Here is a 14299-nt window from a genome sequence, read left to right as displayed (position 1 = left end):
CCGGGCAGCGCCGTGTGGACGGCCCGCCGCGATCGGCGGGCCGTCCACACTCCTGGTAGGTCAGAACGGGCAGGTGCTGCGGTATTCCTCGACGGTCAGGCTTCTGCCGGGGCCGGGGCACAGGAACTGGTCGTAGCGGGTGTCGTCGTCGACGAACCGCTTCATCCAGGCCACGGCGTACTTGCCGATGGTGGTGTTGGTCGTGTTCGGCGCGAAGTGGGTGGCGCCGTTCAGCTCCAGGTACGCCTTGTCGAGGGACGAGGACAGGCTGGTGTAGAAGGGCACCGCGTGCGAGGCGACCGGCGCGACCGTGTCGTTGTCCGCACCGATGATCAGCGTGGGCGTCCGGACGCCCGACCAGGTCTTGTCGAGGTTCCACGGGGTCAGCGGAACCGCGGCCCGCAGGGACGGCCGGTCGTCGACGGCCTCAAGTGTGCCGCCGCCGCCCATCGAGTGGCCCATGACGCCGAGCCTGGTCGCGTCCACCCGGCCGCGGACCGAGCTGCGCTGGGTCAGGTAGTCGAGCGCGGCCAGCAACTGCCGGCCCCGGCTGTCGGGCTGGTCGAGCCGCGTCAGCGTGTCGATGTTGAACACCACGAAACCGTGCGAGGCGAGCCGGGCGGCCAGCCAGGCGAGGCTGGACTTGTCGGCCGTGTAGCCGGGTGCGATGGCCACACCGCCGAACGTCCCCTCGGACGTGGTGGTCGGGTAGTAGATGGTTCCGCCGCCGAAGCCGCTCACGGACAACGACGACACGTCGGTCTGCGCGGTCGCGTACGGCCCGCGCGACGACTCGAGGAGCGCGTCCGTCGGGTCCGGGCCGTGTACGGCGGCGTGGGCGGCGGGAGCGGTGAGGAGACCGCCGGCCAGCGCGAGCAGCACGACGAGCGCCAGCCTCGTGACCATGGAGGACGTCCGGTGGAGGAATGGGGTTGGGGGGTGTGTCGGCACGTCGGTGCACTCCTTGGGGGATAGGAGTGGGAACGGCCCCACGGGCCGGTTCCCGCGAACGGTCTGACCGTCGTCACTGTCGCGCCGTCAGCCCGTACGCGCATCGGTGAAATCACCGGTCCCCGCCGGCCACGGGCGGGGCCCCGGCGAACCACCGGCCCCGCGGCCGGTTCCAGAGATGATCTGATCGTCACCCGTCTGCCGGCCCTCACGGCAGCAGGCGGGCCAGTTCGACCCGGGAGCGCACGCCGAGCCTGGCGAAGATGTTCCTCAGGTGGTGCTCCACCGTGCGCGGGCTGATGAACAGCCGGGCCGCCACCTCCCGGTTCGTCGCGCCCTCCGCCACCAGGGTGGCGATCATGAACTGCTGCGCCGTGAGCAGCCGGCCGGCCTCGGAACGGGAGCCCGAGGGCCGCACCGACTCCCCCGCCGCCCGCAGCTCCGCGCGGGCGTGCGCGCTCCACAAACGGGCGCCGTACCGCTCGAACGTCTCCAGCGCGCCGTGCAGGTGCTCGCGGGCGGCGCCCGGGCGACGCGACCGCCGCAGCATGCCGCCGTACAACAGTCGCGTGCGCGCGGTCTCGAACGCGCACGACCCCTGCCGGTGCAGTTCCAGCGCCTGGGCGAAACGCTCCCCGGCCTCGTCCGGGGACGCCAGCAGCGCGTGGCATCGGGCCGCCAGCGCCAGCCGGTCGGGGTCGCGGGTGCTGTCCGCCCAGCGTTCCAGCACGACCAGCGCGTCCCGCGCCTGCGCGACCTCCCCCGTCCGCACGGTGCTCTCGACGAGCAGCGGCGTCGCCATCACCCGTACGACGAGGGGGTCTCCCGTGCGGGCCACCACGCGCAGGCGGTTGACCGCGTCGGCGTGGCGGTTGGCCGCGACGTCCAGATGGGCCAGCGCGAGCGTGCCGAGCGCCTCGGCCACGCTGACGCCGTGGGCGGCGGCCAGCTCGACGGCGCGCGCCGCCCGCAGGGCGCACGTCTCCTCGTCGCCCTCGACGGCGGCGGTGAAGGCGAGCCAGGCCAGGTGCTGCGCGCCGCTGACGGCACGGCCCGTCTCCTGCGCCAGGCGCAGACCGTCCATCGCGTTGGCCGCCACCGCGTCGTAACGGCCCATCCACTGCTGGGCCTGGATGAGGATCTCCAGCATCTGCGGCATGCTGGCGACCGCGCCGTGGGCACGCGCGACCTCGACCGCCCGGGAGGTCAGGGTGAGCGCGGCGGCGCCGTTGCCGAGCAGGAGGTTCGCCACCCCGCCCCACACGAGCGCCGAGGGACTGCCGGCCGAGGACGGCGCCATCACCCCGGTGGCGACGCGGCGCAGGGACGCGGTCGCCTCCCTGTGCCTGCCGCGGAACGTCGCGGCCATGCCCCCGAGATACTCCAGCGCCATGCGCGTGAGGTGGGCGTCGTCGGGCCGCCGCAGCGTCTCGGCCCGCCGGGCGATCGTCAGGAACCGCCGGTTGTCCCCCGCCAGGTAGCTCGCCTCACCCGCTCGGACCAGCGCGCGTACGGCCTGCTCGCGGTCGGTGCGCAGCAGCCGCTCCGCGGCGGCGAGCAGCGTGTCGCAGGCGCTGTCGGTCTTTCCCGCCCGCAGCTCCAGGCTGCCCCTGAGCAGCTCGGCCCGGCCGCGCACCTCGGCGCCGGCCGCGAGCGTGTCGATCCTGGCCAGCAGCGACCGCGCCCGCTGCGGCTGCCCCGCCCGCCAGGCGTGCTGGGCGGCGGCCGCGAGCCGTGCGGCCTTGGTCTCGCCGTGCCCGGTGAGCTCGGCCGCCCGTTCGAGGACGCGGAACGGTTCCGGGAAGGCCGCCGTCGTCGCCTTCGGCATCTCCGCCAGTGCCCGCACGAGGTCCTCGGCGAGCTCACCCGCGGGACCGTCGAGGGCGGCGGCGCGATGCCACGCCCGCCGCAGCCGCCGGCGCTCCCCTCCGGAGTCATCGCCGGAGGCGTCGGCGGCACCCTCACCGGCACCCTCACCGGCACCCTCACCGGAAACATCGCCGGAAACATCGCCGGAGACATCGCCGAGAAGGCCCGCGAGCAGCCGGTGAGCGGCCCGCCTCCGGGCGAGGGACGCCTCGGCGTAGGCCACGTGGCGCAGGAGCGGGTCGGCGAAATCGAAGCCGCCGTCCGGCAACTCGACGACGACGCCAGCGGCCTCCGCCGCCTCCAGCGCCGCCAGCCCGGACCGCGCCTCCGCCGCGCGCGTCAGCGTGACCGCGTCGATGCCGGGATCGGCCGCGATCAGCGTGACGAGGTCGGCCGTGTCGGCCGGCAGGCCGCGGAGCCGGTCGGCGTACGCCCGCCACAGCCGGCCGCCGCGCGGCGGCGTCTGCGGCGGCGGCGCCGTGCCCTCGCGGTGCTCGTCGGTCAGCGCGCCGGCGAGTTCCGCCAGTGCGAGCGGGTTGCCTCGGGCCGCCCGGACCAGCGCCGTGCGCAGGTCTCCCGGCAGGCCGTCGGGGACGAGGTCGTCGAGCACCTGCCGCGACGCCCTCTCGTCGAGCGGGGCGAGCGGCAGCGGGGGCAGGCCGTCGGGGGCGGTGCCGGGCTCCGCGCAGGCCAGCAGCACGGCGACGGGGATCGTCCCCACCCGGCGGGCCACGAAGCAGATCGCCTCCCGGCTGGGGGCGTCGAGCCGCTGGATGTCGTCGGCGCACACCAGCACCGGACGACCAGTGGCCCGCAGGAGCCGCAGCAACGCGGCCGGCAGCGCCAGGCCGCCGGCGTCGGCTCCGGTTCGCAGCGCCTCGGCGAGCACCCGCGTATCGGCCGCCGACGTGTCCAGCCGGTCGGCGATCGGGCCGAGCAGGGCGTGCAGCCCGGCGTACGGCAGGTGGGTCTCACCCGCGACGCCCTGGGTGCGGAGCACGAGGAACCCCGGCTCGCCGGGGGCGCCGGTGGCCGCGTGCGCGGCGGCGAGGTCGAGCAGCGCGGTCTTTCCCGCACCCGGTCCGCCGAGGAGGAGCAGGCATCCGCCCGCGCCGGCTCTGGCCCGGTCCACCAGTGCGCGCAGCGCGTCCGATTCCTTTTCCCGGCCTCTTACCGAATTCGACCGAACACCGGTCAAACAAGACATAAATCAGTGTTACGCGCACATTACGCAATTGAGAAGGGTTTCCAATAAGGAACCCCGCCGGGCGCGCCCGGCGGGGTCCTCAGGAATCGCGACGCGTGCGGCGTCAGACGCAGACCGTACGAACGACCTCCGCGAGGCGGTCCGCCACGGCCTTGGCCTGGTCGTGCGACGAGGCCTCGACCATGATCCGGATCATGGGCTCGGTGCCGCTCGGCCGGATCAGCACCCGGCCGGAGTCACCGAGTTCCGCCTCGGCCTCGGCCACGGCCGCCCGCAGTTCGGGGGCGGACGCCTTCGACTTCGCCACGTCCCGGACGTTGACGAGCACCTGCGGCAGCTTCGTCATCGCCGAGGCGAGGTCGGCGAGGGAGCGGCCCTGGCGGGCCACCTCGGCCATCAGGTGCAGCGAGGTGAGCAGGCCGTCCCCGGTCGTGGCGTGATCCAGCATGATCACGTGACCGGACTGCTCGCCGCCCAGGGTGTAGCCGCCGTCCTGCATCGCCTCCAGGACGTAGCGGTCGCCGACCGCGGTCTCCACCACGGACAGGCCGGCCTCCCGCAGGGCGAGCTTGAACCCCAGGTTGGACATGACCGTCGCGACGACCGTGTCCTTGGCGAGGCGGCCGTCGGCATACATCGACAGGGCCAGGATCGCCATGATCTGGTCGCCGTCGATCTCCTCGCCCGCACCCGTGACGGCGAGGCAGCGGTCGGCGTCGCCGTCATAGGCGATGCCCAGGTCGGCACCGCCGTCGACGACGGCCTTACGCAGCGCGGCCAGGTGGGTCGAGCCCACGCCGTCGTTGATGTTCAACCCGTCCGGGGCGGCGCCGATGGTCTCCACGGTCGCGCCGGCGCGCAGCAGCGCCTCCGGAGCGACCATGTGCGCCGCGCCGTGCGCGCAGTCGACGACGACCCGCAGGCCGTCGAGCCGGTGGGGCAGCGTGGTCAGCAGGTGGGAGACGTATCGATCGGCCTCGCCGTACGCCTCGCGGACCCGGCCGACCGACGATCCGACCGGACGCTCCCACTTCTCCCCGAGCCGTTGCTCGATCTCGTTCTCCACCGCGTCGGGCAGCTTGTAGCCGCCGCGGGTGAAGAACTTGATGCCGTTGTCCGGCGCGGGGTTGTGCGACGCGGAGAGCATGACGCCGAGGTCGGCCCCCAGCGCGTTGGTCAGGTACGCGACCGCCGGGGTGGGCAGCACGCCGAGCCGCAGGACGTCCACACCGGACGACGCGAGGCCGGCGACCACGGCGGCCTCCAGGAACTCTCCTGAAGCCCGCGGGTCCCGGCCTACGACGGCGATCGGGCGGCCGCGCCGCCCGACACTGGCGTGGAACGCCCCGGCGTCGCCGAGCACGTGCGCGGCGGCCACGGACAGGTCCATGGCCAGCTCCGCGGTGAGGTCGCGCCCGGCGACCCCTCGTACCCCGTCGGTGCCGAAGAGGCGCCCCCGGGAGGGGGCGCCTACGGGCTCCTGCGACATTAACGCTTGCTGTACTGAGGAGCCTTGCGGGCCTTCTTGAGGCCGTACTTCTTCCGCTCCGTGGCGCGGGCGTCACGGGTGAGGAAGCCGGCCTTCTTCAGCGGCGGGCGGTTGACCTCGGCGTCCAGAACGGCGAGCGCGCGGGACAGGCCCATGCGCAGCGCGCCGGCCTGGCCGGTCACGCCGCCGCCGTCGATGCGGGCGATGACGTCGAACGCGTCCTCGGCGCCCAGCACGACGAACGGCTCGTTGATCAGCTGCTGGTGGACCTTGTTCGGGAAGTAGCTCTCCAGCGAGCGGCCGTTGATCGTCCACTTGCCGGTGCCCGGCACGATGCGGACACGGGCGATGGCCTCCTTGCGGCGGCCGGTGCCGTACGAGTTGCCCGTGGTGACGGGCTTGCGCACGGCGCCCTCGCCGGCGGCGGCCGACTCGGTGGTGTATTCGGAGGGGAACTCCTCCGCGGTGTACTCTTCCGGCTCGCCCTCGACGAGCGTCTCGATACCGGTGGGCTCGGCCACGGTTCTCCTCTTAACTTTCCTGGCTCGCGATTACTGGGCGATCTGGGTGATCTGGAAGGACACCGGCTGCTGGGCCTGGTGCGGGTGCTCGGCGCCGGCGTAGACCTTGAGCTTCTTGGCCATCTTGCGACCCAGGGCGTTCTTGGGGAGCATGCCGCGGACGGCCTTCTCCACGGCCTGGTCCGGACGCTTCGCCATGAGCTCGCCGTAGCTGACGGAGCGCAGACCGCCGGGGTAGCCCGAGTGGCGGTAAGCCTTCTTCTGCTCGAGCTTGTTGCCGCTCAGGGCGATCTTGCCGGCGTTGATGACGATGACGAAGTCACCCGTGTCGACATGCGGAGCGAAGATCGGCTTGTGCTTCCCGCGGAGCAGGGTCGCCACCTGGCTGGCCAGCCGGCCGAGCACGACGTCGGTCGCGTCGATGACGTACCACTGACGTTCGACGTCGTTGGGCTTCGGTGAGAACGTGCGCACGGCAGTGCCTTCTGTCGGAATGTGAACTCTCGGTAGGTTGCGCAGGCACGGCGACAACCTCCGTCTCCACATGTACGGGAGAAGACGCCGGACGCGCCGTGCACCGGTCTGCGGACAGACCGATCCACACACAACGAACTAGCAGCCTACCGACCCGATGCCACCTGGTCAAAACAGCGAGCGGTACGGGGCATTGGAACGACTCATTTGAACGTTCATCAAATCCATACCCATTCGCCTCTTCTTCCTCATGGCGCAGATCTCTATATTTGACTGCGGTATGTCGCAGACCCCTCACAAAAATCACACCTTCCGTGTCCCCTTACGGGGGACTCAGATGGGTTTGCTGGCATGCGCCGTCGCCATCCTGCTCACCGGTGTCGTGATCGGCAGGATGAGCACCAGGTCGGGCGAGGTCGACGACGTCTATCTGCGCAAGTCGGAGCCGTCCCCGTCGCCGAGCGTGAGCGCGGCGGGCGCGGTGCCGCGTGAGCGGCCCACCCTCGACCACGTGCTGCACACCGTGGCTCCGGTCGCTCCCCGGCAGGTGCCGCAGCGCCGGCCCCGGAAGGAAAGGCCGTCCTCCACACTCATCGACGGCTCCGAAAACGGCTCGCGGCACACCGTTCTCACGCCCGGGACGGACGGCGGCGACGCGTACGACGCCGACTCGATGCGCTCCGCCTCGATGGAGGCGGAGGTCGTGCGCCTGGTCAACGCCGAGCGCCGCAGGCACGGCTGCCGGTCCCTGCGCGTGGACCCCCGCCTGGTGGAGTCCGCCCGCGCGCACTCGGCCGAGATGGCGTCGAGCCAGCTGTTCCGGCACAGCTCCCCGGGAGGCGCCTCTCCCTGGGACCGCATGGGCGCGGCGGGCTACTCCGACGGGGGCGCCGAGACGATCGCCAGGGGCTACCAGAACGCCGAGGCGGTCGTCAGCGGCTGGATGGCCGGGCGGAGCGACCGCGCCACGCTGCTCGACTGCCGCCTGGTCGCGACCGGGGTCGGCGTGAGCGCGGGCGAGGGCGGCCTGTGGTGGACCGAGGACTTCGGGTATTCCTGACGCTTCCTCATGTGTCCGAATAGCCGACTAATCTCAGCGCCATGGGTTATCCCGGCGACCAGCAACCACCTCCGCCGCATCATCCCCCGGATCCCCGCAGGCGGGACCTGCCGCCGTACTCCGGCGGGGACGACCCTCCCCTCGCCGGACGTCGCGACGCGCCGCCCTACGGCCAGCCGCCGTACCAGCGCGAGCAGTCGCCGTACGCCCGCGAGCAATCGCCGTACGAGCGTGAGCAGTCGCCGTACGAACGTGAGCAGGCGCCCTACCAGCCCTACCCACAGCAGCCCCATCAACAGCAGCCCTATCCGCAGCAGCCCGAGCAGCCGCCGTACGGCGGGCGCGGGCCGTACGAGCAGGAGAGCCCCCGCCGTGCGGAGGAGCTCGCGTCGGGTCCGTACGCGTCCCCACCCGGCGGCCAGACGGGCGGAAAGCCGGGCGGAAAGCCGGGCGGCGACTGGGACGTGCGGCGGCAGCCGACGGCGCCGCGGGTGCCTCCGCCGCCGGAGCCCGTGTGGGATCCGGACGCGAAGGGACCCTGGTGGCGTCGCCCCTGGGCTCTCGGCCTCGCCCTGCTGCTCCTGATCGGGGCGCTGTTCACCGGCCTGTGGTACGCCGCGCGCAACGAGAAGCCGCCGGTCGCCGCCCCGACGCCCACCGCCCGCCCCAGACCACCGCTCGTCTCCGAAGGCCCTCTCGGCAAGTTCGGCTACACCGCGTCACGGACGACCGACAAAAGTCCGCTGTCGCTGCGAGAGCTGTTCGCCAAGGGCAAATTCGTCAAGAACAAGCGGTCGTACGTTCGCACGACGTTCCGTAAGGAGAAAAAGTGCGCGGACGGCGTCACCGGCGACAAAATAACCAAGGCGCTCAAGGCGGGCGGATGCACGCAACTGCTGCGGGCCAGCTTCGCTGACTCCAAGGGCACGGTCATCGGCACCGTGGGCGTCGCCAACCTCAAAACCTCCGCCACGGCGAAGAAGGTCGCCTCCGCCGGAGGCGGCGGCGAGCGCAAGGACTACCTCAAGCCGCTGCCGGGCAAGGACGAGGCCACCAAGCACCTCGGCGCCGGCGAGGCGTACGCGGGCGGCTGGACCCACGGCCACTACGCGGTGCTGCTCTGGTTCCAGTTCAAGGACGGCCATAAACCGGCCAAGAACGAGCTCAAACGGCTCTACCAGACCGCGGTGGACGTCACCGATGCGACTGTTTTCCCTGCCCTCGACACCCGTTCGCTGAAGGGTGGTCCCATCTGAGGCCAGGCGTTCACTGAGGTGAACGCCGGTGGGCGAGCCGGGGCGGCTCGGACCGAAACGCCCATAGGGGCACGCCGATCGCGCCCACGCCATTACGCTTCCGGCTATGCGTGGCAAGGATTCCGCTTCCGAGCACGAACACGAAACGGCGTGGGCCCGCCGCGAGGCGGACGCCGAGGGCTCGGCGACACCTCCGACGCCACCTCCGAGCTTCGGCCAGACACCGCTGCCCGGATCCGGGCAGCCACCGGCGGACGACGGCACGGCCTGGGCCCCGGACGCCGCCGGTGCGGCGGACCGGCTTCCGGCCGTGTCCCACCCGACGAGGTACGGCCCTCCTGGCGGTCTCGGGGCACCGGAACCGGCGGACGACGACCCGGAGAGCACGAACAGGTTCAGGGCCGTTCCGGCGTACGGCCCTCCACCGGCCGACCCCGGCCTACCGGAAAACGCCGGTATGCCCGGGAATGCCGACGTGCCCGGGAACGCGGGCGTGCCCGGGAACGCCGGAGTATCGGGGGACGCCGGGGACCTTCCCGCGCCGCGCCGCCCCGGCGACGAGGCCCTCGGCCTGCCCGCGTCCGGTGAGCCGTATCCCGGAGCCGGTTCCGGCCCCGGAACCGGCCCGGGTCACAGCGCCGTGCCGCCGCAGGCCGCGTACGGCCCGGGAACGCCTTCCTGGCAGCAGCCGGAAAGCCAGGGCATCCACTCGTGGCAGCCGGCCGGACACGAAGACCAGCAGCAGCCGGGTCACGGCGCACATGGTCATCCCGGATACGGCCCGCCCGCATGGCAGCCCCCGGCTCCGGCCACCCCTCCGTGGCGGCCTCCGGCGGAGCACGCCGATCAGCGGCCGCCGGTTCCGGACCCGGCCGCACCCTCGTGGCAGCCCGACGGCCAGCCAGTTGCCCCGTGGCAGCCCGACGGCCAGGCGGTCTCCTCGTGGCAGCCTCCTGCCGACCCGAACGCCGTGCGTTGGGAACAGCACCCGCCGGGCCCGGAAGCGCCGTCCTGGCAGCCCGCACAGCCGCCCTGGCAGCCCCCGCAGGGCGCGGGCGGGCCCGCCTACCCCCAGACTCCCCCGCCGCCCGGCCCACAGCAGCCCGGCCCACAGCACCCTGGCCCGCCGCCCGGCCCACACCAGCCCGGCCCACAGCAGCCCCCGTACGGCCCCGGACCCCACGCCTGGCAGCCGCCCACGGACGGACCCAACCCGGGGTGGCAGCAGCCGCCCACGGACGGGCCAAACCCGGGATGGCAGCCCAACCCGGGGTGGCAGTCGCCGCCCGCGGACGGACCCAACCCGGGGTGGCAGTCGCCGGCCGGCGCGGGAGCGCAGCCGTGGTCTCCGTATGGCCCCGGAACGCCGGCCTGGGAGCAACCGCCCCCGGGCTCGGCTCCGCAGCCGTGGCAGCAGGAGCCGCCGCCTCCGGGAGCGGGAGCCCCGCACATGTGGCCGGCCCCCGTCGCCGATCCCGGCGCCCGGCCCGGCGCCTTCGGCGCGTCCCCCTCGCCGTACGGCGATGGATCTCACGGCGGGGGGTGGCAGGGCCCGGCCGGGCCCCCTTCCTGGTCGCAGCCCGGCGGCCCGCCCCCGGCGCCGGCCTCCTACGGGCCGGATCAGCAGAACGCCGGGGCTCCCTGGGCCGCCCAGCCCGGCGAGACGGCGCCCGGCGTGCCGACGTTCTCCGAGTGGGGGCCCGCCCCCGACGGGGGGCAGCCGCCCGGCGGGGAGGCCTGGCCGCAGGCACCGGCCCCGGCACCGGCGCCCCACCAGGGGTACCCACCCGCCCTCCCGCCGCAGTACGACCCCCAGTACATGCCGCAGCCCGGTCCGGATTTCCCGGCCGGGCAGCCGGAGATGTACGCCCAGGGAGCCATGTCCCCGGATGCGGTCCACCCCGGGGAGCCCGGCGACGTGCCCGTGTGGCCGCCACGGCTGCCCGGTGAGCCGTACCCGCAGGGGGAGATGCCCGCGGGCACCTCCTGGCCCCCGACGAACGCCTACCAGGGCGAGCCTGGCTCGGCTCAGGCCCCCGAGGGCATGTCCGGCGAGCGTCCGGGCCCTGACGAGCCAGGCGGCACGCCCGACCACAGCACCGCGCCCGACCAGACCACCGGGCCCCACGACACCACCGGGCCCTACGACACCACCGCGGCGCACCACACCACCGCACCGGAGCACAGCACCGGACCCCACCAGACCACGGGACCCCACACCACCGGGCCCTACGACACCACCGCGCCCGGCCAGGCCGGCGCGCCCGCGGGCCTGCCCACCGAAGGACCGGGACAGACGGGCACGCCAACGCCGGGCGATCCCGGGCAGGACTCCCCCGCGGGGAGCATCCCCCCACCGGACGCGCCGGCCCCGTATCCGCCGGCGCCGGATCACACTGGGCCGGATCACACTGGGCCGGATCACGCTGGGCCGGGTCACGCCGGGCCCCCCGGCAGCTTCGGGACCGAGATCGGCCATGCGGTGACCCCGATCGAGGGGTTCCCGGCGCCCGGCGCACCGTACGAACCCGGCCATGCTCTCCCGCACCCCGGACAGCAGGGCACTCCGCACAGCGAACCGCAGCACCAGGCCCACGACAGGACGACGCAGCCGCTGCTCCCCCCGCAGCCGGAGGAGCCGTTCCAAGCGCCCACGCAGACATCGATCGCGCCTGGTCAGGCGCAGTACAACGCACCGTCCGGGACACCACTGGGGAGACAGGACGAGACGCAGGGTCACATGGCGTCTCAGTCACCATCCCAGTCGCCGTCCGCGACGTCCCCCTCCGATGTCCCGCCATCCGCCGCGCCCTCGGGTGCGGCGCCATCCGACCCGCCGCCCCCCGGCCCGTCCGCGAGCGACGGCGCCTCCGGAGCGGACTTCCCCGACCCCAATTCAGGACAGATGGCGACAACCTCTCCCACGAACGGTTCGCCCTCGCAGTCGACGGGTGAGACCCCGTTCGCGTTCACGCCGGTGACACCTGCCAAGGCGGGCAAGCCGGCGCCTCCAGGCGGATTCGGGCCGAACCCCTCCGCTCCCTCCTCTGGGAGCAACCTCCCGGCGACGCTGGGCTCCACCAGCCCTTCCTCCTCCGGCGGCAAGGTCAAGCGGATCCTGATGGCCGCCGGTGCGGTGGTCGTCGTGGCGGCGATCGGCACCGCGGCCTACTTCGCCTACTCGGGTGAGCCGGACGGCGACCAGGCCGCCCGCCCGCCGGCGACCACCACCACGCCCCCCTCGGACGAGCCGCAGCCGACCGCCTCGGTCTCCTCCGCCATCCTCGACTCGGAGCAGACCGACCCCAAGACCCTCAAGCCGGGAGAGGCGTTCCCGGACGAGAAGGTGACGCTGGCGGGCATCACGTACCGCCGGGTCAAGGCCGACGTGACCGACGACTGCGAGAAGGCGGCGGCGGGCGCGTTCGCGCAGGCCCTCACCGAGCAGCAGTGCCGCAGGGTGCTCAGGGCCACCTACGTGGACGGCAAGCGCCAGTACGCCGTGACCACGGGCATCGCCGTGCTGCCCGGCAAGACCGAGGCCCTCGCCGTGGACCAGGCCAAGGATCTCGGCGCGAACGTCTGGTTCCGCGGCCTCGACGGCGACCAGAAGAACCGGGCCGACAAGGTGTCGATCTCCGGCGGCTACGCCGCCGGCATGGTGTGGGGACGCTACATCGTGTTCAGCTACGCCACCTACGCCGACGGCCACACCCCGGACGCGAACGACAAGAGCCTCGCGCCGATCAGCGGCGCCTTCCGGGACAACATGGCGAAGGTGATCGAGAAGCGCGCCTCGCGCTGACGATCCCGGCGCGTGGTCTCCCCCACGGGGGCCACGCGCCGCGCGGCCGCGCCGTCAGGAGCTCAGCGTGCGCACGCGGCGGGTCGCGGCGGCCCGCCGTGCCAACTCCTCAGGCGCGGGGTAGCGCACCTCCTCAAGGGTGAGACCGTGCGCGGGAGCGACGTGCACACCCGAGTCTCGTACGGCTCTCGCCAGCACCTCGGCGGGCCACTCGACGGGCCGCCTGCCCTCCCCCACGGTCAGCAGCGAGCCGACCAGCGCCCGGACCATCGAATGGCAGAAGGCGTCGGCGACCACGGTCGCGAGGAGGATCCCGTCCTCGCCCCTGACCCAGTCGAGCCGCTGCAGCTCGCGGATCGTGGTCGCGCCCTCGCGCCTGCGGCAGAAGGCGGCGAAGTCGCGCTCGCCCAGCAGGCGGGCGGCCGCCGCGTTCAGCAGGTCCACGTCCAGCGGCCGGGCGTACCACAGCACCTCACGCCGCCGGAGCGGGTCCACCCCGCCGGGGACGTCGCCGACGCGATAGCCGTAGCGGCGCGACAGCGCGGAGAACCGGGCGTCGAAGCCCTCCGGAGCCACGCTGACGCTGTGCACCCGCACGTCGAGGGGAAGCACCCCGGCCAGCCGCCTCGTCAGCGCAGCGAGCCACTCAGCGCCGCGCTCTCCCCACGCCCGTTCCGGATCCTCGGGGACGGGGGCACGCACGGACGAGACGGCGGCCAGCGCGGCGAGCGGGAGGTCGACGTGCGCCACCTGCCCCCTCGCGTGGACGCCGGCGTCGGTGCGGCCCGCGACGGTGAGCGACGGCGGGGCCTCCAGACGAAGGACACGGCCCAGCGCGTCCTCGATCTCCCCCTGCACGGTGCGCCGCCCCGGCTGACGCGCCCAGCCCGAGAAGTCCGTGCCGTCGTACCCCAGGTCCAGCCTCAGCCGCAGTTCTCGCTCCACGCCATCCCTCGTACGGTGCCTCGTACGGTGCACAAACGAAGAGCGGGCCCAGCATCCCCGGAAGGGAAACTGAGCCCGCTCACAGAGCCTGGGATCAGGCCTCGTCCTTCTTGTCACCCTGTGCCGACTCAGACTCGGCGGCCTCGGGAGCCTCCGCCGTCTCGGCGGCGGCGCCCTCGGCGGCCTCGTCCTGCGCGGCCGGCGTCTCCTCGACCTCGGCCGGAGCGGCCTCGGCGGCGGACGCGGCCGGAGCCGTACGGGAGACCCTGACCGGGTTCAGCTGCTCGGTGACCAGCTCGATGACCGCCATCGGAGCGGCGTCGCCCTTGCGCGGGCCGAGCTTGGTGATCCGGGTGTAGCCACCGGGACGCTCGGCGAACGTCGGGGCGATCTCGGTGAAGAGGTGGTGAACGATGCCCTTGTCGCGGACGACCGTCAGCACCTGGCGACGGTTGTGCATGTCGCCCTTCTTCGCCTTGGTGATCAGCTTCTCCGCGAGCGGGCGGAGACGCCTGGCCTTGGCCTCGGTGGTGGTGATCCGGCCGTTCTGGAACAGCGAGGTGGCGAGGTTCGCCAGGATCAGCCGCTCGTGGGCCGGGCTGCCGCCGAGGCGGGCGCCCTTGGTGGGCTTGGGCATTTCATGCTCCTCATGGCTAACCCGCTCCGGCCGTGCCAGGTACCGGGGTCGGGCCGACCGGCGTACCGGTCGTGACTTGTCATCG

General features: G+C 73.3%; 11 protein-coding genes. 3 read left to right on the top strand and 8 right to left on the bottom strand.

Features of this window, described 5'->3' with window-relative positions:
• Positions 1-60: 60 nt before the first annotated feature.
• The 5 genes from ACGFIB_RS14845 to rplM form a co-directional block, all read right to left on the bottom strand.
• Positions 61-906: an alpha/beta hydrolase family protein gene (locus ACGFIB_RS14845; protein ID WP_357238819.1), complete on the bottom strand. Its 846-nt coding sequence runs from the start codon at positions 904-906 to the stop codon at positions 61-63.
• Between the two features lie 253 nt (positions 907-1159).
• Positions 1160-4027 (bottom strand): AAA family ATPase, encoded by a 2868-nt coding sequence (locus ACGFIB_RS14840; RefSeq protein WP_393371913.1) that lies wholly within the window; start codon positions 4025-4027, stop codon positions 1160-1162.
• A gap of 103 nt (positions 4028-4130) precedes the next feature.
• Positions 4131-5516, bottom strand: a complete 1386-nt coding sequence (glmM, locus tag ACGFIB_RS14835) for a phosphoglucosamine mutase (RefSeq protein ID WP_357238815.1) — start codon at positions 5514-5516, stop codon at positions 4131-4133.
• Positions 5516-6037 (bottom strand): 30S ribosomal protein S9, encoded by a 522-nt coding sequence (gene rpsI / locus ACGFIB_RS14830; RefSeq protein WP_142569050.1) that lies wholly within the window; start codon positions 6035-6037, stop codon positions 5516-5518. Before rpsI ends, glmM begins: the two co-directional genes overlap by 1 nt.
• Before the next feature lie 30 nt (positions 6038-6067).
• Positions 6068-6511 carry a 50S ribosomal protein L13 gene (rplM, locus tag ACGFIB_RS14825; RefSeq protein WP_142569048.1) on the bottom strand — a complete coding sequence of 148 codons (444 nt, stop codon included), beginning with the start codon at positions 6509-6511 and terminating at the stop codon, positions 6068-6070.
• Positions 6512-6848: 337 nt separating this feature from the next.
• On the opposite strand from rplM, the gene ACGFIB_RS14820 reads away from it, so the two are divergent.
• Positions 6849-7571, top strand: coding sequence for a CAP domain-containing protein (locus tag ACGFIB_RS14820; RefSeq protein WP_357259013.1), 723 nt, complete (start codon positions 6849-6851; stop codon positions 7569-7571).
• A 41-nt stretch (positions 7572-7612) separates the two neighbouring features.
• Positions 7613-8827, top strand: coding sequence for a hypothetical protein (locus ACGFIB_RS14815; RefSeq protein WP_393371907.1), 1215 nt, complete (start codon positions 7613-7615; stop codon positions 8825-8827).
• Between the two features lie 439 nt (positions 8828-9266).
• Here ACGFIB_RS14815 and ACGFIB_RS14810 read toward each other — a convergent pair whose 3' ends face one another.
• Positions 9267-10010 (bottom strand): hypothetical protein, encoded by a 744-nt coding sequence (locus ACGFIB_RS14810; protein WP_393371905.1) that lies wholly within the window; start codon positions 10008-10010, stop codon positions 9267-9269.
• A gap of 267 nt (positions 10011-10277) precedes the next feature.
• Between ACGFIB_RS14810 and ACGFIB_RS14805 the strand changes: the two genes are divergently transcribed.
• The gene (locus ACGFIB_RS14805) at positions 10278-12632 is read left to right on the top strand and encodes a hypothetical protein (protein ID WP_393371902.1); all 2355 of its coding nucleotides are present in this window, start codon (positions 10278-10280) and stop codon (positions 12630-12632) included.
• Between the two features lie 54 nt (positions 12633-12686).
• Here ACGFIB_RS14805 and truA read toward each other — a convergent pair whose 3' ends face one another.
• The gene (gene truA, locus ACGFIB_RS14800; RefSeq protein ID WP_393371899.1) at positions 12687-13577 is read right to left on the bottom strand and encodes a tRNA pseudouridine(38-40) synthase TruA; all 891 of its coding nucleotides are present in this window, start codon (positions 13575-13577) and stop codon (positions 12687-12689) included.
• 94 nt (positions 13578-13671) lie between these two features.
• Positions 13672-14214: a 50S ribosomal protein L17 gene (gene rplQ, locus ACGFIB_RS14795; RefSeq protein WP_142569036.1), complete on the bottom strand. Its 543-nt coding sequence runs from the start codon at positions 14212-14214 to the stop codon at positions 13672-13674.
• Between the last annotated feature and the right edge of the window lie 85 nt (positions 14215-14299).

The organism is Microbispora bryophytorum (assembly GCF_043197435.1).
Taxonomy (GTDB): domain Bacteria; phylum Actinomycetota; class Actinomycetes; order Streptosporangiales; family Streptosporangiaceae; genus Microbispora; species Microbispora bryophytorum.
The sequence above is the reverse complement of the archived record's forward strand: the minus strand, read 5'-3'. Positions and strand labels throughout refer to the sequence as shown.